This is a genomic window from Serratia sp. PL7 (assembly GCF_945957435.1).
This window is the reverse complement of record NZ_CAMFLB010000001.1, coordinates 2,004,928-2,025,553: the sequence shown is the minus strand read 5'-3', so window position 1 is coordinate 2,025,553 and position 20,626 is coordinate 2,004,928. Positions and strand designations below refer to the sequence as shown.

Genomic DNA, 20,626 nt, shown 5'->3' with positions numbered 1-20,626 from the left:
GCCGCCTCAACTATGCCGGCGCCCCCCGATGGTGGTTTTTTAGCATTAAATGCTGATTTTTATTTGGCCATTGGTCACCCGCGCTGCCGCCAGACGGACGATTTATGATTTGCCTCTGATTTCTCTATCGTGGTCGCCCGGCGGCTCTGGGCTTTTCGGCCAGCTGTGATACAGTTTATTCACAATTCAGGCCCGCCGCGCGCTGCCGGGAAACACACCGGCTGCGGTACGAAGGGGAAGAGCGGCCTGGCACCTATAACTCACTGAGATGTTTAAGGGTTTTTATGACACAACAGCCACAGGCAAAATACCGCCACGACTATCGCGCGCCCGATTACACCACGACCGATATCGATTTGGACTTCAGTCTGGACGCGGAAACCACGCGCGTGACCGCCGTCAGTAAAATCAAACGTCAGGGCACGGCCGGTGCACCGCTGGTGCTGGATGGTGAAGATCTGACGCTGGTGAGCATTCAGGTCGACGGCCAACCGTGGAGCGCCTACCGTCAGCAGGATAACCAGCTGATCATCGATGAGTTACCGGCACAATTCACTCTTACCATCGTCAACGACATTCACCCGGCGAAAAACACCGCGCTGGAAGGGCTGTACCTGTCCGGCGATGCGCTGTGCACGCAATGCGAAGCCGAAGGCTTCCACCACATTACCTATTACCAGGATCGCCCGGACGTGCTGGCGCGCTTTACCACCCGCATCGTGGCCGACAAGGCGCGCTATCCGTTCCTGCTGTCAAACGGCAACCGCATTGGCCAGGGTGAATTGGCCGATGGCCGCCACTGGGTGCAATGGCAGGATCCGTTCCCGAAACCTTGCTACCTGTTCGCGCTGGTGGCGGGGGACTTCGACGTGCTGCGCGACAGCTTCACCACCCGTTCCGGCCGTAAGGTCGCACTGGAGCTGTTCGTCGATCGCGGCAATCTGGATCGCGCCGACTGGGCGATGACGTCGCTGAAGAACTCGATGAAGTGGGACGAGACCCGCTTCGGTCTGGAATACGATCTCGACATTTATATGATCGTGGCGGTCGATTTCTTCAATATGGGCGCGATGGAGAACAAAGGGTTAAATATCTTTAACTCCAAATATGTGCTGGCGAAGGCGGAAACCGCCACCGACAAGGATTACCTGAACATCGAAGCGGTGATTGGCCACGAATACTTCCACAACTGGACCGGTAACCGCGTGACCTGCCGAGACTGGTTCCAGCTCAGCCTGAAAGAGGGGCTGACGGTGTTCCGCGATCAGGAGTTCAGTTCCGATCTGGGATCGCGCTCGGTCAACCGCATCGATAACGTGCGCGTAATGCGCGGCGCGCAGTTCGCCGAAGACGCCAGCCCGATGGCGCACGCCATCCGCCCGGACAAAGTGATCGAGATGAACAACTTCTACACCCTGACGGTGTATGAAAAAGGTTCTGAAGTGATCCGCATGATGCACACCCTGCTGGGGGAAGCGAACTTCCAGAAAGGAATGCAGCTCTATTTCGAACGCCATGACGGCAGCGCCGCCACCTGCGATGACTTCGTGCAGGCGATGGAAGACGCGTCCAACGTGGATCTGTCGCGCTTCCGCCGTTGGTATAGCCAGTCCGGCACACCGCTGTTGACGGTGCGCGACGAGTACGATGCGGAAACCCAGCAATATCGCCTGCATGTCAGTCAGAAAACCGCGCCGACCGCCGATCAGCCGGAGAAATTGCCGCTGCATATCCCGCTGGATATCGAACTGTACGACAGTGAAGGCAACGTCATCCCCTTACAAAAGGGGGGGCTGCCGGTCAACAACGTGCTGAACGTCACCGAAGCGGAGCAGACTTTCGTGTTCGACGGCGTGGCGCACAAGCCGGTGCCCTCGCTGCTGCGCGAGTTCTCCGCACCGGTGAAACTGGACTATCCGTACAGCGATCAGCAACTGACCTTCCTGATGCAGCACGCACGCAATGAATTTGCGCGTTGGGATGCGGCACAGAGCCTGCTGGCGACCTACATCAAACTGAACGTGGCGCGGCACCAGCAGAAGCAGCCACTGTCGCTGCCGCTGCACGTGGCCGATGCGTTCCGCGCGGTGCTGCTGGACGAAAAATTGGATCCGGCGCTGGCGGCGCAGATCCTGACCTTGCCGTCGGAGAACGAAATCGCCGAGCTGTTCGCCACTATCGATCCGGAAGCGATCGCCGCGGTGCATGAAGCGATCGTACGCTGCCTGGCGCGGGAGTTGGCCGATGAGTGGCTGGCGGTGTATCACGCCAACAAGACCGACGGCTACCGCGTGGAGCATGGCGAGATCGCCAAGCGCGCCTTGCGTAATGTGTGCCTGGGCTATCTGGCGTTCGGCGAAGATGTGGTGCTGGCGGACCAGCTGGTGAGCGAACAGTATCGCCAGGCGGACAACATGACCGACTCGCTGGCGGCGCTGTCTGCTGCGGTCGCGGCCCAGCTGCCGTGCCGCGATGCGCTGCTGGCGGCGTTCGACGAGCGCTGGCATCAGGATGGCCTGGTGATGGACAAATGGTTCGTGCTGCAGGGCAGCAGCCCATCGGCAGACGTGTTGAGCAAGGTGCGCGCGCTGCTGCAACACCGCTCGTTCAGCCTGAGCAACCCGAACCGCACCCGTTCGCTGATCGGCGGCTTCGCTTCCGGCAACCCGGCGGCGTTCCATGCCGCGGACGGCAGCGGCTATCAGTTCCTGGCGGAGATCCTCAGCGATCTCAACCAGCGCAACCCGCAGATCGCCGCGCGCCTGATTGAACCGCTGATTCGCCTGAAGCGTTACGACGCGGGCCGTCAGGCGCTGATGCGCAAGGCGCTGGAACAGTTGAAAGGGTTGGAAAACCTGTCCGGCGATCTGTACGAGAAGATCAGTAAGGCGCTCGACGCCTGATCTTTTCACGCTGATATAGATAAGGGACGGCCTGCGCCGTCCCTTTTTTCGTTCAATTCGCCGCCTGGCGTGAGCTGGCCGCGGTGACCGGCGGTGATAATACCCGCTCCAGCACTTCAGCTTCCAGTTCCGCCAGCCTGGCCGAACCTTTGCGGCGTGGCCGCGGCAGATCGATGCTCAGATCCAGTCCGATGTGGCCCTCTTCAATCAGGATCACGCGATCCGCCAGCGTGATGGCTTCGCTGACGTCGTGCGTCACCAGCAGTACGGTAAAACCGTGCTGTTGCCACAGTGTCTCTATCAGCCCTTGCATCTCGATGCGCGTCAGGGCATCCAGCGCCCCGAGCGGTTCGTCCAGCAGCAGCAGGCGGGGGCGGTGGATCAGCGCGCGCGCCAGGGCGACCCGCTGCTTTTGTCCACCGGACAGCGCCGCCGGCCAGTCGCGGGCGCGATCCGCCAAACCGACCGCGTCCAGTGCCTGCAGCGCCGCGTCGTGCCAGTGGCCGCGCAGCCCCAGGCCCACGTTGTCGATCACCGTTTTCCACGGCAGCAGGCGCGCATCCTGAAACATCAACCGGGTATCCTCTTTGGCGGCGGCAAGCGGCGCGTTGCCGCTGAGCAGCGCGCCGCTGCTGGCCTGTTCCAGGCCGGCTAACAGGCGCAGCAGGGTGCTCTTGCCGCAGCCGCTGCGGCCGACCACCGCCACGAACTGCCCGGCGGAAATGCGCAGCTGAATATTGTCCAGCACCGTGCGGTTGCCGTAACGTTTGCCGATGGACTCCAGCGTCACCGGCGTGCCTTGTGCAAGGCGAGCGGGAAGGGTCATAGCGCTTCTCCCTGTTTCAGTTGATAGGCCGGATGCCAGCGCAACCAGACGCGCTCAAGCAGCTGCGCGCCCACGTCCGCCAGTTTGCCGAGCAGGGCGTACAGCACGATCGCCACCACCACCACGTCGGTTTGCAGAAATTCACGCGCGTTCATCGCCAGGTAGCCGATGCCCGAATTGGCCGAGATGGTTTCGGCGACGATCAGCGTCAGCCACATGAACCCGAGGGCGAAACGCACGCCGACCATAATCGACGGCAATGCGCCCGGCAGCACCACCTGCGTGAACAGGCGAAAACCGCTCAGACCGTAGCTGCGCGCCATCTCCAGCAGGCCGCGATCGATGTTTTTGATGCCGTGATAGGTATTGAGATAAATCGGGAACAACGTGCCGAGCGCCACCAGAAAGATCTTGGCGGATTCATCGATGCCGAACCACAGGATCACCAGTGGGATTAGCGCCAGGTGCGGCACGTTGCGGATCATTTGCACCGAGCTGTCCAACAGACGTTCGCCCCAGTGCGACAACCCGGTAATAAAACCGAGGATCAGTCCGATGCTGCCGCCGATGGCAAAGCCGATCAACGCGCGCTGGCTACTGATGCTCAGGTGCTGCCACAGCTCGCCGCTTTGGCTCAGGCGCCAGAAGGCGGCGAGCACCGCGCTCGGCGCCGGCAAAATGCGGTTGGACAGCCAGCCAGTTTCGACGGCGATTTGCCAGAGGATCACCAGCGCCAACGGCAGCGCCCAGGGAGCCAGCCGATACAGGATGCGTTGTACGTTATTTGCCATCGGGGTGCTCCTCAGCTCTGCGACACTTTTTGCGGAACATAAATGTTGGCCACCACTTCGCCCTGCGGGCGCACCGGCTGAAGGCGCGCAGGCGTTTCTTCCTGCGCCAGATCGAGGTGAGGGAACAGCAGTTCTCCGACGCGGTAGGCCTCTTCCAGATGCGGATAGCCGGAGAGAATAAAGGTGTCGATGCCCAGATCGGCGTATTCCTGCATGCGTGCGGCGACCGTCGGGCCATCGCCCACCAGCGCGGTGCCGGCGCCGCCGCGCACCAGGCCGATGCCGGCCCACAGGTTCGGGCTGATCTCCAGGTTGTCCTTCTTGCCGCCGTGCAGCGCCGCCATGCGCCGTTGGCCGACGGAGTCGAAGCGCGCAAAGGCCTGCTGCGCGTTGGCGATGGTTTCCTCATCGAGGTGGGCGATCAGCCGATCGGCGGCGCGCCAGGCCTCTTCGGTGGTTTCCCGCACGATGACATGCAGACGGATGCCGAAACGCACCTGTCGGCCCTTCGCCGCCGCTTTGGCGCGTACTTCCTCGATCTTCTCTTTGACCTGCGCCGGCGGCTCTCCCCAGGTGAGGTACATTTCTACCTGTTCGGCGGCCAGATCCTGCGCGGCGGCGGAGGATCCACCGAAATAGAGCGGCGGACGCGGTTGCTGCACCGGTGGGAACAGCAGCTTGGCCCCTTTCACCTGAATATGCTTGCCGTCGAAATCGACGGTTTCGCCTTCCAGTACCCGGCGCCAGATATGAGTGAACTCGGTCGAGGCCTCGTAACGCTCTTCATGACTGAGATGTAACCCCTCCGCCGCCAGCTCTTCCGGATCGCCGCCGGTGACCAGATTGAACAGCGCGCGCCCGTTGGACAGGCGATCCAGCGTCGCCGCCTGACGCGCCGCCAGCGTAGGGGAGATGATGCCCGGCCGCAACGCGACCAAAAATTTCAGCCGCTGGGTGACCGGGATCAGCGAGGCGGCCACCAGCCAAGAGTCTTCGCAAGAGCGACCGGTGGGGATCAGCACACCGCCGAATCCCAGCCGATCCGCCGCCTGGGCGATCTGCTGCAAGTAACCGTGATCGACGCTGCGAGCGCCCTGCGCGCTGCCAAGATAGTGGCCGTCGCCATGGGTGGGTAAAAACCAGAAAACGTTCAGGCTCATCGTCAATGTTCCCCCGTATTTATTGCGCGCTTGGGCGCCAGATGCGTTGCGAGATGTCGACCTTCACCGGCACCAACCGGTTGGCGTAAAACAGGTCGGCGGTTTGCTGCTGCGCGGCGATCGTATGCGCATCTAGCGGTGTGATGGCGGTCGGGGGGCGGTGATCCAGATAGCTGGCGATCACCGGTTCCGGCAGCCCCATGGCGTTGGCCAGCAGGGTCACGCTTTGCGCCCGGTCGCTGCGGGTGAGTGCATCGGCCTGGGTTAGCACCGTCAGGACCTGGCTGATAAAGGCGCCATTGGCTTCGACATAGGGGCGCGCCGCCAGATAGAAGGAACCGGTCTGGTTCAGATCGGTGCCGTCGCCGAGCACCCGCACGCCGCCCTGCAGCAGCGCGGCGGAATAATAAGGATCCCAGATAGCCCAGGCATCGACGTTGCCCTGCTGGAATGCGGCGCGCGCATCGGCGGGCGTCAAATAGGCGGGCTGGATATCCGTAAATTTCAGTCCGGCCTTTTGCAGCGATCGCAGCAGCAGGTTATGTGAGCTGGATCCTTTCTGGAACGCGACCTTATGGCCTTTCAGATCGGCGACGGTTTTGATCGGGCTATTTTCCGGCACCAGGATTACTTCGGCCTTCGGTTTGGGCGGCTCAACGCCGACATACAGCAGATCCGCGCCGGCGGCCTGCGCAAAGATCGGCGGAATATCACCGGTGCTGCCCAGATCGATGCTGCCGACGTTCAAGGCCTCCAGCATCTGCGGGCCGGCGGGAAATTCAATCCAACTGATGCGGGTGGCGGGGAAGCGTTCCTCCAGCAGCCGGTGGCTTTTCGCCAGCACCAGACTCACCGATCCTTTCTGGTAACCGATGCGAAATTGCGCCGGATCCTGCGCGACGGCGGCGTTGGCCCAGACCAGCGACAGCAGGCCGGTGAAGGCCGCGGCGCTCAGCCAACGTCGCAAAGCGTTGCGTTGTTTCATTCAGGCCCTCCTTTTCCAGGCATGTCAGGCGGTTTGACGCGCCGTCAGCGGCGAGGCGACGCGCAGCGCGGGCGGTTTGCGGCGGCCAAGCGCCAAATAGAAACTGGCGAGCGCCTCTTCCAACCGGGCGGCCACGGCGTCGGTGAGCGTGGCGCTTTCGCCGGTCAGTTGGATCTGGCTGTCGTCGGCGAACACGCCGTGCAGCACCTCTTGCGCTTTCAGCGCCGCCAGCACCGGTTTCAGCGCATAGTCCACCGCCAGCATGTGGCCGACGGAACCGCCGGTCGCCAGCGGCAGCACCACCTTATGATCCAGTGCGCGTTCCGGCAGCAGGTCCAGCAGGGTTTTCAGCGCGCCGGAGAACGACGCTTTATAAACCGGCGTGGAAATCAGCAGGCCGTCGGCCTGCGCCAGCTGCTCGGCAAACGCCTTGATCGCCGGACTGTTGAAGTTGGCGTACAGCAGGTCTTCGGCGTCAAAGTCGTGCAGGGTATAGGCCGTCACTTCCACCCCTTGCTGCCGCAGCCAGTTCTGACTCAGCGAGAGCAGCGCGGCGGAACGTGATGGGATACGTGGGCTACCGGCCAGTGATATAACGCGCATTGCCACTCCTTATAACTAAAAGTTAGGTTTAATTAGAAAATCAATGGGAAGTGTTTTAAACCTACCAGCAACCGGGCGCGTTGTTTAAATCTCATTTTTTGATTTGGATATGCGCAAAAGCGGATTGGCGCCGATTTGGCGGTGAAGTGGGAAAACGATTGCGTAAAAACGGCTTTTTTTGCCTTTAATCAATTCCAATTAGGCGGGGGATACCGGATAATACGCCCCCGGTTTGCAACCGGGAAATCAGGAGAGTCCATGTACTACCCCCTCATCAGGAAAGCGTTGTTCCAGCTCGATCCGGAGCGCGCGCACGAAGTGACCTTTCGTCAGCTCAGCCGTATTACCGGCACCCCATTAGCGTTTCTTGTCCGTCAGTCCGTGCCGACCAAACCGGTCAGCTGCATGGGGCTGTCGTTTAAAAACCCGCTGGGATTGGCCGCCGGTCTGGATAAAAACGGCGAATGCATCGATGCGTTCGGCGCGATGGGCTTCGGCCATGTGGAAGTCGGCACCGTGACGCCGCGTCCGCAACCGGGCAACGACAAGCCGCGCTTGTTCCGCGTGGTTGAGGCGGAAGGCCTGATTAACCGCATGGGGTTCAATAACCATGGCGTGGACAATCTGGTTGAAAACGTTAAGAAATCCCATTTCGGCGGCATTCTTGGGATCAATATCGGCAAGAATAAAGACACGCCGGTCGAGCAGGGAAAAGACGATTATTTGATCTGCATGGATAAAGTTTATCCGTATGCCGGATATATCGCGATTAACATCTCTTCACCGAATACGCCGGGGTTACGATCCTTACAGTATGGCGAAGCGCTGGACGATCTTTTGGCTGCGATTAAAAATAAGCAGCAGGAATTACATGCGCGGCATCACAAATATGTGCCGGTGGCGGTAAAGATCGCGCCGGATCTTTCAGAAGAAGAATTGATCCAAATTGCCGATAGCCTGGTGCGGCATAATATCGATGGCGTGATCGCCACCAATACCACGTTGGATCGAAAATTGATCCAAGGGCTGAATTACTGCGAACAAGCGGGTGGGTTAAGCGGGCGTCCGTTGCAATCACGCAGCACCGAAGTGATCCGTCGCCTCTCCACCGAACTGCAGGGGCGCTTGCCGATTATCGGCGTAGGCGGCATTGATTCGCTGACGGCGGCGCGCGAAAAAATGGAGGCCGGCGCGAGCCTGCTGCAAATTTATTCCGGATTTATCTATCACGGCCCGCGTTTGATTAAAGATATCGTTACCCATATCTAATATTTTTCCTCTCATTTTATTCCGGGGGTTTATTTCTGCCCCCGGCTCGTCTATATTTTGTTCGTTAGCATAAATATCGTTCGCGGAATTATCCGATGTTTAAGCTATTTTATCGGTGATAAAATCGCCTTTTAGGGTGAGTGCGGCATTGGCATAGGCAGCGAGAAGGATACGAAATGAAGATAAAACCTGACGATAATTGGCGTTGGTATTTTGATGCCGAACACGATCGGCTAATGCTGGATTTAGCTAATGGTATGATCTTTCGTTCACGTTTCCCGGCCAAAATGTTAACGCCGGACGCCTTTGATGAATGCGCTTTTTGCGTGGATGACGCCGCCCTTTATTTCACCTATGAAGAACAGTGCAAGCAGGTCAAGCTGAGCCATGAACAGCGCGCCGAGCTGGTGTTGAATGCGCTGGTCGCCTACCGCTTCCTGAAACCGCTGATGCCAAAGAGCTGGCATTTCTCGCAGCAGCATTACCCGCTGCAGCCGAAAAATGGCGAGCTGGCGGCGGTGAAAGTGATGGAGAGCGGCGCGGAAGCGCGCCTGCTGGTGGTGGAGGCCGGGGATAACGCCAGCCTGTGCCTGCTGGCGCAAAATCAGCTGACGGTCGCTGGCCGTACCATGGTATTGGGTGACGCCATCAAGGTGATGCACGATCGGCTGAAACCCTGCGCGCAGGATGAAAGCGCCGCCCCGGCTTACGACAGGGCGGTATAAGGCGGATTACGCCAACGTCAAATCACTTTTCGGGATGCAGCTGCAGCACAGGATGGTGCCGTTGTCGCCCAGCGCGCTTTTCTTCAGGGGCGCGACTTCACCGCTCAACAACGTAATGCGGCAGCTGCCGCAAATCCCAGCGCGGCAGGAGTAAGGTACGCGGATGCCTTGCTGTTCCAACTGCTCGAGCAGGATCTGCTGGTTATTGCCGGTAAACACCTTGCCTTCATATTCGATCGTGACACTGTGCGCGCTGTCTTGTGGCGCCTGTACGCTCTCCACCACTTTCCCGGCGCCATAAGGGCGCGGCGGCTTGGTCGACAGCACTTCCACCGTATCGCCCACGCGAATGATGCCGCTGTTGCGCGCGATCATATTCTGGCCAAAATCGATGTCGCCGTTGTCGGCTGAGCGGAATTTTTGCAGCGTGCTGAGCGGTTCGCCGCTCGGGTGCTTGCGGCCACGCTCGGTGCTGACGGTGGTAAGCACGCAGCGGCTGCAGGGTTTCACCAGATCGAACATCACGTCACCGACGCGGATCACCTGCCAGCCGTCTTCGGCCCAGGCGGTGGCGCCGCTCACCACCAGATTGGGGCGGAACTGCTCTAGCTTGATGCTGCCGGGGCAGCGCTGTTGCAGATCGTTGAACGAAGCCTGGTTAATCAGCAGATAAGGGTAGCCGTCGGCAAACGTCAGCGGGATTTCAGGGTGTTTCTTGACCCGGCGGGTCAGCTCCGGCCCCAGCCAGCGCAGCTGCACGTCGCGCTGGAAATAGCCGCTCAGCCAGCGGTTGATCTCATCTGGCGCAGTCAGCGCGGTGAAATGGTTGCCCCATACCTCGGTCGGCTGCGGCGCGGCGGCGAAGTCGCTGAAGCGAATGGCGGCGCTTTCACCGTCCGGCGCGGTCAGAAACAGCCCATCCGGCAACAGCGCCGGCGTGAACAACACCATCTGCGGATATTGGCGCGCGGTAATAAAGGTGCCGTCCGGCTCGGTGATCATAAAGTTGCGGTCGAAGGCCAGACCGCTGCTGCCGACCTGGGCGTAAGAAAGCTGCAGGCCGCGCAGTGATTTAACCGGATGGACGTAGAGTTTGGAAAGCGTGATCACCCTTATCTCCGTGCGATGATTAAATAGAAGGGAGCAACTTTATGACAAGCGGTGCGGATTAGCTATAATGCGCAACAATTTTCTTTTTGGTGATAAGTACGATATGAACTCTCTGTTTGCCAGCACGGCGCGTGGATTGGAAGAACTGTTAAAAAGCGAGCTGGAAGCGCTTGGCGCTCACGACTGCAAAGTGGTGCAGGGCGGGGTACATTTTCAGGGTGACGATCGTCTTCTGTACCAAAGCCTGCTGTGGAGCCGCCTGGCTTCGCGCATTCTGTTGCCGCTGAACGAATTCCGCGTGCACAGCGACCTGGGTCTGTACCTTGGGGTGCAGGCGATCGACTGGCCGAGCATTTTTGGCGTGGATAAAACTTTTGCCGTGCATTTCAGCGGCGTGAACGAAGAGATCCGCAACAGCCAATATGGCGCGCTGAAGGTGAAAGACGCCATCGTCGACAGCTTCACCCGTAAACTTGACCAACGCCCGACGGTTGCCAAGCAGCAGCCGGATATTCGCGTTAACGTCTTCCTGCAACGCGATATGGCCAGCGTGGCGCTCGATCTGAGCGGCGAAGGCCTGCACCAGCGCGGCTACCGCGATCTCACCGGCCAGGCGCCGCTGAAGGAAAACCTGGCGGCCGCCATCGTGCTGCGCTCCGGCTGGCAGCCGGGCACGCCGATGCTCGATCCGATGTGCGGCTCCGGCACGCTGTTGATCGAAGCGGCGATGATCGCCGCCGATCGCGCGCCGGGTCTTCACCGTCAACACTGGGGATTCAGCGCCTGGAATGGTCACAACGCCGAACTGTGGCGTGAGGTCACCACCGAAGCACAGGTTCGTGCCCGCCGCGGTCTGCAGGAAACCGCCTCTCGCTTCTTCGGTTCCGATATCGATCGCCGGGTGATTGAGATGGCGCGCGGCAACGCCCGCCGTGCCGGCGTCGCCGAACTGATCACCTTCAACGTCGGCGACGTCGCGCGGTTGACCAACCCGCTGCCGGAAGGCCCGCACGGTACCGTGATCAGCAACCCGCCGTATGGCGAGCGTCTGGAAAGCGAACCGGCGCTGATCGCGCTGCACAACATGCTGGGCCGCGTGATGAAAAGCGCCTTCGGCGGTTGGCAGCTGTCGCTGTTCAGCGCCTCACCGGAGCTGTTGAGCTGCCTGCAGCTGCGCGCCGAGCGCCAGTTTAAGGCGAAGAACGGCCCGCTGGAGTGCGTGCAGAAAAATTATCAGCTGGCGGCAAGCCCGGCCGGTGCCGCTACCGGCGGCGTGCAGGTGGCGGAAGATTTCGCCAACCGTCTGCGCAAGAATTTGAAGAAGCTCGACAAGTGGGCGAAGCAACAAGGCATTGAATGCTACCGCCTGTACGATGCCGATCTGCCAGAATACAACGTCGCGGTGGACCGCTACGGCAGCAAGGTGGTGGTGCAGGAGTATGCGCCGCCGAAAACCGTCGATGCACAGAAAGCGCGTCAGCGCCTGTTCGATGTGATCAACGCGACGCTGGCGGTGCTGGAGCTGCCGTCGAATCAGCTGATCCTGAAAACGCGCGAGCGGCAGAAGGGCAAAAACCAGTACGAGAAACTGGCGCAGAAGGGCGAGTTCCTGCTGGTGGAAGAGTATAACGCCAAGCTGTGGGTCAACCTGACCGACTATCTCGATACCGGCTTGTTCCTCGATCACCGCATCGCACGCCGTATGCTGGGCGAGATGAGCAATGGCAAGGACTTCCTCAACCTGTTCGCCTATACCGGCACCGCCAGCGTGCATGCCGGGCTGGGCGGCGCGCGCAGCACCACCACGGTGGACATGTCGCGCACCTATCTGGAATGGGCGGAGAAGAACCTGCGCGCCAACGGCCTGACCGGCCGTCAGCATCGATTGATCCAGGCCGACTGTCTGTCGTGGTTGAGCAACGCCAACGAACAGTTCGACGTGATCTTCATCGATCCGCCGACCTTCTCCAACTCCAAGCGGATGGAGAACACCTTTGACGTGCAGCGCGATCACCTGGCGCTGATGAAAGATTTGAAACGGTTGCTGCGCCGCAACGGGACCATCATGTTCTCGAACAACAAGCGCGGTTTCCAAATGGATATGGCAGGGCTGAGTGCGCTGGGCCTGGAGGCGAAAGAGATCACCGCCAAGACGCTGTCGCAGGACTTTGCCCGTAACCGTCAGATCCACAACTGCTGGCTGGTGACTCACGCCGGCGAAGGAAAATAATTACTATGTCGTTAATCAGCATGTCCGGCGCCTGGCTTTCTTTCAGCGATGCGCCACTGTTAGACAACACCGAAATTCATATCGAAGACAACGAGCGCGTGTGTCTGGTCGGGCGCAACGGCGCCGGTAAATCTACGCTGCTGAAGATCCTCGGCAAAGAGATCCCGCTGGACGACGGGCGGGTGATCTACGAACAGGATCTGATCGTGGCGCGCCTGCAACAGGATCCGCCGCGCAATATCGGCGGCAGCGTGTTCGACTTCGTGGCGGAAGGCGTTGCGGAGCAGGCAGAACACCTGAAGGCGTATCATGCGATTTCCCACCTGGTGGAAAGCGATCCGAGCGAGAAAAACCTGGCGCGCATGGCGCAAATCATGGAGATCCTCGATCACCAGGGACTCTGGCAGCTCGACAGCCGCATCAGCGAAGTGCTGCTGCAGCTGGGGTTGAACGGCGACGCAGAACTTTCCTCGCTGTCCGGCGGCTGGCTGCGTAAAGCGGCGCTGGGCCGCGCGCTGGTGAGCTCGCCGCGCGTATTGTTGCTCGACGAACCGACCAACCACCTGGATATCGAAACCATCGACTGGCTGGAAGGTTTCCTGAAAGAGTTCGACGGCAGCATCGTCTTCATCTCGCACGACCGTTCGTTTATCCGCAACATGGCGACGCGCATCGTCGATCTGGATCGCGGTAAGCTGGTTTCCTGGCCGGGCAACTACGATCTGTACCTGCAGAGCAAAGAAGAAGCGCTGCGGGTGGAAGAGCTGCAAAACGCCGAGTTCGATCGCAAGCTGGCGCAGGAAGAGGTCTGGATCCGTCAGGGCATCAAAGCGCGCCGTACCCGTAACGAGGGCCGCGTGCGTGCGCTGAAGGCGCTGCGCGTCGAGCGTTCAGAGCGCCGTGAAGTGATGGGCACCGCCAAGATGCAGGTGGAAGAGGCGACCCGCTCCGGCAAAATCGTATTCGAGCTGGAAGACGTCAATTATCAGGTTGGCGAAAAAGTGCTGGTGCGCGGTTTCTCCGCTCAGGTGCAGCGCGGCGACAAGATTGCGCTGGTGGGGCCGAACGGCTGTGGCAAAACCACGCTGCTGAAACTGATGCTCGGTCAGCTGAAAGCCGACAGCGGCCGCGTGCACTGCGGCACCAAGCTGGAAGTGGCTTATTTCGACCAGCACCGCGCCGATCTCGATCCGGAGCGCACGGTAATGGACAACCTGGCGGAAGGCAAACAGGAAGTGATGGTCAACGGCCGCCCTCGCCACGTCTTGGGCTACCTGCAGGACTTCCTGTTCCACCCGAAGCGTGCGATGACGCCGGTGAAGGCGCTGTCGGGCGGTGAGCGTAACCGCCTGCTGTTGGCTAAGCTGTTTCTGAAACCGAGCAATCTGCTGATCCTCGATGAACCAACCAACGATCTCGACGTCGAAACGCTGGAGCTGCTGGAAGAGCTGATCGACGGCTATCAGGGCACCGTGCTGCTGGTCAGCCACGATCGTCAGTTCGTCGACAACTCGGTGACCGAGTGCTGGATTTTCGAAGGCCATGGCGTGATCAAGGCCTTCGTCGGCGGTTACTACGATGCGCATCATCAGCGCGCGACGGCGAAACCGATTCGTCAGGCGGCGCCGAGCGCGAGCAAACCGGCGGCGGAGAAAAAGGCCGAACAGCCGAAGAAAGCGGCGGCCAAGCTGAGTTACAACCTGCTGCGTGAGCTGGAACAGCTGCCGCAGCGGCTCGAACAGCTGGAGGCGGAAATCGAAGCGCTGCAGGCGCAGATGAGCGATGCCGACTTCTTCACGCGGCCGCACAGCGAAACGCAAGAAGTGCTGACGGTGTTGGCTAACGCCGAGCAGGCGCTCGAGCAGGCCTTCGCCCGCTGGGAAGAGCTGGAAGCGATGAAAAACGGCTGACCGTTGCGATACCGCCCGCGCGCTGCTGCGGGCGGTATCGACGTGCCGGTGAGCAACGTTATTGAGGAGGAATATGGTGTGTTCCCACAACAATCATCAGCAGCATAGTCATTCCGCACCTTCGGCGGCGCAGCAGGATAACCTGATGCTGTGCCCGCAGTGCGACATGTTGGTGGCGCTACCGCCGCTGGCCTATGGCAGCAAAGCGGTATGCCCGCGCTGCAAAACCACGCTCAGCGCCCGCTGGGACGAACCGCGCAAGCGGCCGATCGGTTACGCGCTCAGCGCCTTGTTCATGCTGGTGCTGGCCAACATTTTCCCGTTTATCAACATGCGCGTCGCCGGCCTCGGCAACGAAATCCGGCTGATTCAAATCCCGGAAGTCATGGTGGCGGAAGACTACGCCAGCATGGCCACCTTGTTTATGGTGTTCGTGCAGCTGATCCCGGCATTTTGCATGGTGGCGATCATCCTGTTGTGCGCCAAAGTGCGTTTGCCGCTGGGACTGAAAGAGTGGATGGCCCGGGTGCTGTTCCAGTTCAAAACCTGGTGCATGGTGGAGATTTTCCTCGCCGGGGTGCTGGTCAGCTTCGTCAAGCTGATGGCCTATGGCGATATCGGTATCGGCAGCAGCTTCGTGCCTTACTGTCTGTTCTGCCTGCTGCAGGTGCGCGCTTTCCAATGCGTGGATCGGCGCTGGCTGTGGCAGGACATCGAACCGGCACCGCGTCTCGATCGCCCGCTGACGGTAGGACGCACCGGCATGCGCCAGGGCGTGCGCTCCTGCGCGTGCTGCACGGCGATCCTGCCGGCCGATCAGGTGAGCTGCCCGCGCTGCCACACCAAGGGCTACGTGCGCCGCCGCCACAGCTTGCAGTGGACGCTGGCGCTGCTGGTGACCTCCATCATGCTGTATATTCCGGCCAACCTGATGCCCATCATGGTGACCGAGGCGCTGGGTAACAAAATGAACTCCACCATCATGGCGGGGGTGATCCTGCTGTGGGGGGACGGCTCTTATCCGGTAGCGATGGTGATTTTCATCGCCAGTATCATGGTGCCGTCGCTGAAAATGTTGGCGATCGGCTGGCTGTGCTGGGATGCGAACGGCAGGAAGAAACCGCGCGCCGACAGCGAGCGCATGCACCTGATTTATGAAGTGGTCGAGTTCGTTGGCCGCTGGTCAATGATCGACGTGTTTGTGATCGCCGTGTTGTCGGCGTTGGTGCGAATGGGGCAGTTGATGAGTATTTATCCCGCGACGGGCGCCGTGCTGTTCGCGCTGGTGGTGATCCTCACCATGTTCGCCGCCATGACATTTGATCCCCGGCTGACCTGGGATCGCGCAAGTGAAACAATCAACAAGGAGCCGCAAGGTGACGGAAAATAATCATAGCGTCGCGGACGTCGAGAAGATCAAACGCTGGTCGCCGGTGTGGATCATTCCCATCGTGACCGCGCTGATCGGCGCCTGGATCCTGTTTTACCACTTTAGCCATCAGGGGCCGGTAGTGACGCTGGTGACTACGACGGCGGAAGGGCTGGAAGCGGGTAAAACCAAAATCAAAAGCCGCAGCGTTGACGTCGGCGTGGTGGAAACTGTCACGTTGAGCGATGACCTGAGCAAGGTGATGGTGCAGGCGCGTCTTAATTCCGGCATGGAGAAATTGCTGCGCCAGGATTCCGCCTTCTGGGTGGTGAAGCCGCAGATCGGCCGTGAAGGCGTTTCCGGGTTGGGGACGCTGCTCTCCGGCGCCTATATCGAACTGCAGCCGGGCAACAAGGGCAAAGACGGTAAAGACAACTACCAGCTGCTCGACGCGCCGCCGCTGGCCTCTCCGGATGCCAAAGGGCTGCGTATCGTGCTGGACAGCGAGAAATCAGGCCAGCTTAACGCCGGCGATCCGGTGCTGTTCCGCGGTTATCGCGTCGGGTCGGTGGAAACCAGCTATTTCGATCCTAAGGCGCGCGCCATGCGCTATCAGCTGTTCATCACCGCGCCTTACGATCAGTTGGTCACCACCAACGTGCGCTTCTGGAAAGACAGCGGCGTGGCGTTTGACATGTCGGCGCAGGGCATGCGGGTAGAGATGGGATCATTGACCACGCTGTTCAGCGGCGGCGTCAGCTTCGACGTGCCGGACGGCTGGGATCGCGGCGAACTGGCGAAAGAGAAGGCGGAGTACCAGCTGTTCGACAACCAGCGCAGCACGCAGGATTCGCTGTATACCGTACATAAGGATTACCTGCTGTTCTTCTCCGACTCGGTACGCGGCCTGCAGCCGGGCGCGCCAGTCGAGTTCCGCGGCATCCGTCTGGGTACGGTGGCGCAGGTGCCGTTCTATAAAGACGGCATGGCGCAGCGTCTGGATAACGATTACCGCATTCCGGTGCTGATCCGCATCGAGCCGGATCGCTTCCAGAAACAGCTGGGCGGCAACTTCGATATCGAAGGGCACTTGAAAGACGCCGAGTCCCGCGGCATGCGCGCCTCGATGAAGTCCGCCAACCTGCTGACCGGTTCGCTGTATATCGATCTCGACTTCTATCCGCAGGAGAAACCGTGGAAAGGGCCGCGCGAGCTGTTTGGTTATCCGCTGATGCCAACCACCAGCGGCGGTCTGGCGCAGATCCAGCAGAAACTGATGCAGACGCTGGACAAGATCAACGCGATGCCGATCAATCCGATGATCAACGAGGCGACCAAGACGCTGGCGGAAAGTCAGAAAACCATGAAGTCGACGCAGCAGACCATGAAGTCGTTGAACGACATCATCGCCAGCAAAGAGATGCAGGCGCTGCCGCAGGACATGCAGAAAACGCTGCTGGAGTTGAACCGCAGCATGAAAGGGTTCCAGCCAGGTTCGCCGGCTTACAACAAGATGGTGGGCGACATGCAGCGCCTCGATCAGGTCTTGCGTGAGCTGCAACCGGTGTTGCGCACCCTGAATGAGAAGAGTAACGCGCTGGTGTTTGAAGCCGCCGGCAGTAATGACCCTCAGCCGAAGAAGGCCACGAAATGATGAAATGGATCCCGGTAGCCCTGGCGCTGTTGCTCAGCGCCTGCAGCAGTTCGCCACAGAAGACTTACTATCAGTTGCCGGCGCTGGGCGCGCCGGCCGCGGCCAGCAGCAGCGGCGCCTCCACGCGCCAGCTGTGGCTGGAGCACGTGAGCGTGGCGGATTATCTGGCGCAGAGCGGCGTGGTGTATCAGACCAACGACGTGCAGTATGTGATAGCCCAGAACAACCTGTGGGCCAGCCCGCTCGACCAGCAGCTGCAGCAAACGCTGGTCACCAACCTGAGCAGCGCGCTGCCGGGTTGGGTGGTCTCTTCGCAGCCGATGAGCAGCGATCAGGATGTGCTGAACGTGACCATCAGCGGCTTCCACGGCCGTTTTGACGGCAAGGCGATCATTCGCGGCGAGTGGGTGCTGAACCGCCAGGGGCGCTTGATCAAAAGGCCTTTCAGCCTGGAGCTGAAACAGGGTGAAGACGGCTATGATGCCCTGGTGCGCACTCTGGCGCAGGGGTGGCAGCAGGAAGCCCAGGTTATCGCCGCACAGATGGGCGGCATTTAGTCATAATTTGGTCTAAAATCGTCTAATCCCTGTCGCCGTGGAAATTCGTTTTTTCTCGCTGGCAGGGATTTCTATTTCATTTCAACTGGTTAACTCCTTCCCCGGCAGATCAGCCACTTAGCACTTTCCTCGGGCGTAGCTCACAAATATGACATTGGCGTGAATTTTGCGCATTGATCTTCTCTTCTTTTAGCGCTATTGATTACTCGTGGCTGCGCAAAAAGCAGCCATTGTTTTCTTTCCACCAGACCAAAATGAGGGAAACGAGGCATGAAGAGACAGAAACGCGATCGTCTGGAAAGGGCGCATTCGAGAGGGTATCAGGCAGGTATTTTAGGGCGTTCCAGGGAACATTGTCCCTACCAATCATCGGTGGACGCCCGGTCTCAATGGCTGGGAGGTTGGCGAGAAGCCATGGAAGACAGGGCTGTGACCGCTTAAGCGGCTCCCTGTCAAATAAAAGGAATAACCTCCGCCCTTTGGCGGAGGTTTTTGTTTCAGGCGTTTATTTATCCTGCCAGCGCTTCAGCAAAATACTCGCATTCACGCCGCCAAAGCCGAAGCCGTTTGATAAGGCGTAGGTCATATTCATCGATTCCGCCTGTTTCGCGACCAGATGCAAGCCTGCCGCTGCCGGATCGGGGTTATCCAGATTTAGCGTGGCAGGGGCTATCTGATCGCGCAGAGCCAATGCGGTAAAGATGGTTTCCAGCCCGCCGGCGGCGCCCAGCAGGTGCCCCGTCGCTGATTTTGTTGAGGTCACGGCGACAGTGCCGGCCGTGCCAAACAGGTGTTTGATGGCGTTGATTTCGCCCAAATCCCCTACGGGTGTCGATGTCGCGTGCGCATTTAAATGCTGTACCTCCTCGGGAACGACGTTCGCCTGCTTCAACGCGATTTTCATCGCCCGATAGGCGCCGTTGCCGTCTTCAGCGCCGGATGTCATGTGGTAGGCGTCGGCGCTGGTGCCATAGCCGACGATTTCCGCGAGCGGGGTGGCGCCGCGCGCCAGCGCGTGTTCCAGCGTTTCAATCACCAGCATGCCGGCGCCTTCCCCCATGACAAATCCGTCCCGGGCGCTGTCGAAGGGCCGAGAGGCCTGTTGCGCCAATTCGGCTGGAGCGGTGGACATGGCGCGCGCGGCGGCGAACCCGCCCAGGCTGACGGTATCTATAGCGGCTTCGGTACCGCCGCACACGGCGATATCGGCTTCATCATTGCGGATCATACGCACTGCGTCGCCAATGGCTTGCACGCCGGCGGCACAGGCGGTGACCGGCGCGCCAATCGGCCCCTTGAAGTGGTGTTTGATTGAAACGTGGCCGGCCGCCAGATTGACCAGGAATGAGGGGATGGTGAACGGCGACAGCCGCTTGGCGCCGCGGCTGTCGGTTGTGCGCACCGCCTGGGCAATCGCCGGGAAACCGCCAATACCCGAGGCAATGACGGTGGCTGTGCGCTCTTGTTTTTCGTCCGTATCGGCTATCCAGCCGGCCTGACGAATGGCTTCATCCGCCGCCGCCATAGCAAACAGGATAAAGCGGTCCATTTTCTTTTGGTCCTTGGGGGCGACGGAGGCGTCGGGGTTGAAGCCCGCTTCAGCATCTTGCGCCAGCGCCGGGACTTGTCCTCCGACCTTGACCGGTAAATCTGCAACGATCTCGTCAGGCAACGCTCGAATGCCGGATTCTCCTTTTAACAAACGTTGCCAGATGGCTTCAACACCGCACCCTAGCGGTGAAACGGCGCCCATGCCGGTAATGACGATACGACAATTGCTCATGATGGCTCCTTGGTAAATTCGGGTAAATCGGCGAGGCGCCGCTGCCGCATCAGTTCGGCGCGTTGATATATGCCATCGCTTGCCGCCGGCCCTGGCGCCAGCGTAATGAACTGCGACGGCACCGGCTGTTGGGTATCACGATTGACCAACTGGACTTGGATCGGCCGATCGTTGCGTCCGTCGACCAACAGGGCGCTGACGTCCCCGTCGGTCAGATGATTGTTGCCCCATTGTGAGAGCGCCGCCAACACCGGGAGAAAATCGTTGCCGCGCTCAGTAAGCAGGTAGTGATAGCGCACCGGCCGCGTTTGATAACGTTCTTTATACAGAATGCCGTGGGCCACCAAATCCTTCAGGCGACGCGCCAGTAGCGTGGGTGACATCCCCAGACTTTGTTGGAATTCGTCGAATTTGGACAACCCCTGAAAGGCATCACGCAGGATCAGAATGCTCCACCATTCCCCGACGCGATCTAATGAACGCGCGACGGGGCAAGGTGCATCGCTAAAGCGGGTTTTTTGCATACCTTTCTCACTAAGTACAATAATTGTAGTTACTATGCTAGTCATGTTAGAGGATCTTGAGGGGCAAGAGAATAACCGGATGCAAAAAAAGCGCTATTGCACTGATGCGGGGAGTGAGGGAGGCCGTCTTTCAGGCTGCCTATTGCTTTGGCCGCTTCGGGCAAGAATAGGGTAGAGACCTATGAGGGAAGACATTTCGGTGAAGGGCGATGAAATAAGGTACACCC

The 20,626-nt window shown here is 59.9% G+C and carries 17 protein-coding genes; 9 read left to right on the top strand and 8 right to left on the bottom strand.

Annotation, left to right across the window (positions count from 1 at the left end; all coding sequences use genetic code 11):
• Positions 1-284: 284 nt before the first annotated feature.
• Complete coding sequence (pepN, locus tag N6G83_RS09830) at positions 285-2,903, top strand: aminopeptidase N (protein ID WP_025302295.1); 2,619 nt, start codon at positions 285-287, stop codon at positions 2,901-2,903.
• 52 nt (positions 2,904-2,955) lie between these two features.
• On the opposite strand, the gene ssuB is transcribed toward pepN, so the two are convergent.
• From ssuB to ssuE, 5 genes are read right to left on the bottom strand one after another with little or no spacing between them, the layout of a single operon-like run.
• A complete protein-coding gene (gene ssuB, locus N6G83_RS09825) occupies positions 2,956-3,729 on the bottom strand; it encodes an aliphatic sulfonates ABC transporter ATP-binding protein (protein ID WP_025302296.1) in 774 nt (257 codons plus the stop codon).
• Complete coding sequence (gene ssuC / locus N6G83_RS09820) at positions 3,726-4,520, bottom strand: aliphatic sulfonate ABC transporter permease SsuC (RefSeq protein WP_049204257.1); 795 nt, start codon at positions 4,518-4,520, stop codon at positions 3,726-3,728. The genes ssuB and ssuC overlap by 4 nt, the downstream gene beginning before the upstream one ends.
• Before the next feature lie 11 nt (positions 4,521-4,531).
• A complete protein-coding gene (gene ssuD / locus N6G83_RS09815; protein WP_025302298.1) occupies positions 4,532-5,680 on the bottom strand; it encodes an FMNH2-dependent alkanesulfonate monooxygenase in 1,149 nt (382 codons plus the stop codon).
• Between the two features lie 19 nt (positions 5,681-5,699).
• Positions 5,700-6,665 carry a sulfonate ABC transporter substrate-binding protein gene (locus N6G83_RS09810; protein ID WP_049295343.1) on the bottom strand — a complete coding sequence of 322 codons (966 nt, stop codon included), beginning with the start codon at positions 6,663-6,665 and terminating at the stop codon, positions 5,700-5,702.
• Positions 6,666-6,689: 24 nt separating this feature from the next.
• The gene (gene ssuE, locus N6G83_RS09805) at positions 6,690-7,268 is read right to left on the bottom strand and encodes an NADPH-dependent FMN reductase (RefSeq protein ID WP_043137622.1); all 579 of its coding nucleotides are present in this window, start codon (positions 7,266-7,268) and stop codon (positions 6,690-6,692) included.
• A 258-nt stretch (positions 7,269-7,526) separates the two neighbouring features.
• Here ssuE and pyrD point away from each other — a divergent pair, with 258 nt between their 5' ends.
• Together pyrD and N6G83_RS09795 are read left to right on the top strand one after the other, a co-directional pair.
• On the top strand, positions 7,527-8,537 hold the full coding sequence (gene pyrD, locus N6G83_RS09800; RefSeq protein ID WP_019454516.1) for a quinone-dependent dihydroorotate dehydrogenase: 1,011 nt from the start codon (positions 7,527-7,529) through the stop codon (positions 8,535-8,537).
• 176 nt (positions 8,538-8,713) lie between these two features.
• A complete protein-coding gene (locus N6G83_RS09795; RefSeq protein WP_004928171.1) occupies positions 8,714-9,262 on the top strand; it encodes a cell division protein ZapC in 549 nt (182 codons plus the stop codon).
• A gap of 6 nt (positions 9,263-9,268) precedes the next feature.
• Here N6G83_RS09795 and N6G83_RS09790 read toward each other — a convergent pair whose 3' ends face one another.
• A complete protein-coding gene (locus N6G83_RS09790; protein ID WP_016928298.1) occupies positions 9,269-10,372 on the bottom strand; it encodes a YcbX family protein in 1,104 nt (367 codons plus the stop codon).
• Positions 10,373-10,475: 103 nt separating this feature from the next.
• Between N6G83_RS09790 and rlmKL the strand changes: the two genes are divergently transcribed.
• The 6 genes from rlmKL to rmf all read left to right on the top strand — a co-directional run bounded on the left by rlmKL (position 10,476) and on the right by rmf (position 18,533).
• Positions 10,476-12,602, top strand: coding sequence for a bifunctional 23S rRNA (guanine(2069)-N(7))-methyltransferase RlmK/23S rRNA (guanine(2445)-N(2))-methyltransferase RlmL (gene rlmKL, locus N6G83_RS09785; protein ID WP_260515236.1), 2,127 nt, complete (start codon positions 10,476-10,478; stop codon positions 12,600-12,602).
• A gap of 5 nt (positions 12,603-12,607) precedes the next feature.
• A complete protein-coding gene (locus tag N6G83_RS09780; RefSeq protein ID WP_260515234.1) occupies positions 12,608-14,512 on the top strand; it encodes an ABC transporter ATP-binding protein in 1,905 nt (634 codons plus the stop codon).
• Positions 14,513-14,585: 73 nt separating this feature from the next.
• Complete coding sequence (gene pqiA / locus N6G83_RS09775; RefSeq protein ID WP_071826107.1) at positions 14,586-15,902, top strand: membrane integrity-associated transporter subunit PqiA; 1,317 nt, start codon at positions 14,586-14,588, stop codon at positions 15,900-15,902.
• Positions 15,889-17,535 (top strand): intermembrane transport protein PqiB, encoded by a 1,647-nt coding sequence (gene pqiB, locus N6G83_RS09770; RefSeq protein WP_025302305.1) that lies wholly within the window; start codon positions 15,889-15,891, stop codon positions 17,533-17,535. The genes pqiA and pqiB overlap by 14 nt, the downstream gene beginning before the upstream one ends.
• Positions 17,532-18,092 carry a membrane integrity-associated transporter subunit PqiC gene (pqiC, locus tag N6G83_RS09765; RefSeq protein WP_049208045.1) on the top strand — a complete coding sequence of 187 codons (561 nt, stop codon included), beginning with the start codon at positions 17,532-17,534 and terminating at the stop codon, positions 18,090-18,092. Before pqiB ends, pqiC begins: the two co-directional genes overlap by 4 nt.
• Positions 18,093-18,362: 270 nt before the next feature.
• Positions 18,363-18,533, top strand: a complete 171-nt coding sequence (rmf, locus tag N6G83_RS09760) for a ribosome modulation factor (RefSeq protein WP_004928150.1) — start codon at positions 18,363-18,365, stop codon at positions 18,531-18,533.
• Between the two features lie 64 nt (positions 18,534-18,597).
• Here rmf and fabF read toward each other — a convergent pair whose 3' ends face one another.
• Together fabF and N6G83_RS09750 are read right to left on the bottom strand one after the other, a co-directional pair.
• Positions 18,598-19,875, bottom strand: coding sequence for a beta-ketoacyl-ACP synthase II (gene fabF, locus N6G83_RS09755; RefSeq protein ID WP_043137608.1), 1,278 nt, complete (start codon positions 19,873-19,875; stop codon positions 18,598-18,600).
• Positions 19,872-20,399, bottom strand: coding sequence for a winged helix-turn-helix transcriptional regulator (locus tag N6G83_RS09750; protein ID WP_260515232.1), 528 nt, complete (start codon positions 20,397-20,399; stop codon positions 19,872-19,874). Before N6G83_RS09750 ends, fabF begins: the two co-directional genes overlap by 4 nt.
• Between the last annotated feature and the right edge of the window lie 227 nt (positions 20,400-20,626).

Bases quoted from the DNA above. Each gene is read 5' to 3' on its own strand.
- ssuC (WP_049204257.1), bottom strand. From the start codon at position 4,520: ATGGCAAATAACGTACAACGCATCCTGTATCGGCTGGCTCCCTGGGCG.
- pqiA (WP_071826107.1), top strand. From the start codon at position 14,586: ATGGTGTGTTCCCACAACAATCATCAGCAGCATAGTCATTCCGCACCT.
- N6G83_RS09750 (WP_260515232.1), bottom strand. From the start codon at position 20,399: ATGCAAAAAACCCGCTTTAGCGATGCACCTTGCCCCGTCGCGCGTTCA.
- N6G83_RS09795 (WP_004928171.1), top strand. From the start codon at position 8,714: ATGAAGATAAAACCTGACGATAATTGGCGTTGGTATTTTGATGCCGAA.
- rlmKL (WP_260515236.1), top strand. From the start codon at position 10,476: ATGAACTCTCTGTTTGCCAGCACGGCGCGTGGATTGGAAGAACTGTTA.
- pyrD (WP_019454516.1), top strand. From the start codon at position 7,527: ATGTACTACCCCCTCATCAGGAAAGCGTTGTTCCAGCTCGATCCGGAG.
- fabF (WP_043137608.1), bottom strand. From the start codon at position 19,875: ATGAGCAATTGTCGTATCGTCATTACCGGCATGGGCGCCGTTTCACCG.
- ssuD (WP_025302298.1), bottom strand. From the start codon at position 5,680: ATGAGCCTGAACGTTTTCTGGTTTTTACCCACCCATGGCGACGGCCAC.
- N6G83_RS09810 (WP_049295343.1), bottom strand. From the start codon at position 6,665: ATGAAACAACGCAACGCTTTGCGACGTTGGCTGAGCGCCGCGGCCTTC.
- ssuE (WP_043137622.1), bottom strand. From the start codon at position 7,268: ATGCGCGTTATATCACTGGCCGGTAGCCCACGTATCCCATCACGTTCC.
- rmf (WP_004928150.1), top strand. From the start codon at position 18,363: ATGAAGAGACAGAAACGCGATCGTCTGGAAAGGGCGCATTCGAGAGGG.
- ssuB (WP_025302296.1), bottom strand. From the start codon at position 3,729: ATGACCCTTCCCGCTCGCCTTGCACAAGGCACGCCGGTGACGCTGGAG.
- pqiC (WP_049208045.1), top strand. From the start codon at position 17,532: ATGATGAAATGGATCCCGGTAGCCCTGGCGCTGTTGCTCAGCGCCTGC.
- pepN (WP_025302295.1), top strand. From the start codon at position 285: ATGACACAACAGCCACAGGCAAAATACCGCCACGACTATCGCGCGCCC.
- N6G83_RS09780 (WP_260515234.1), top strand. From the start codon at position 12,608: ATGTCGTTAATCAGCATGTCCGGCGCCTGGCTTTCTTTCAGCGATGCG.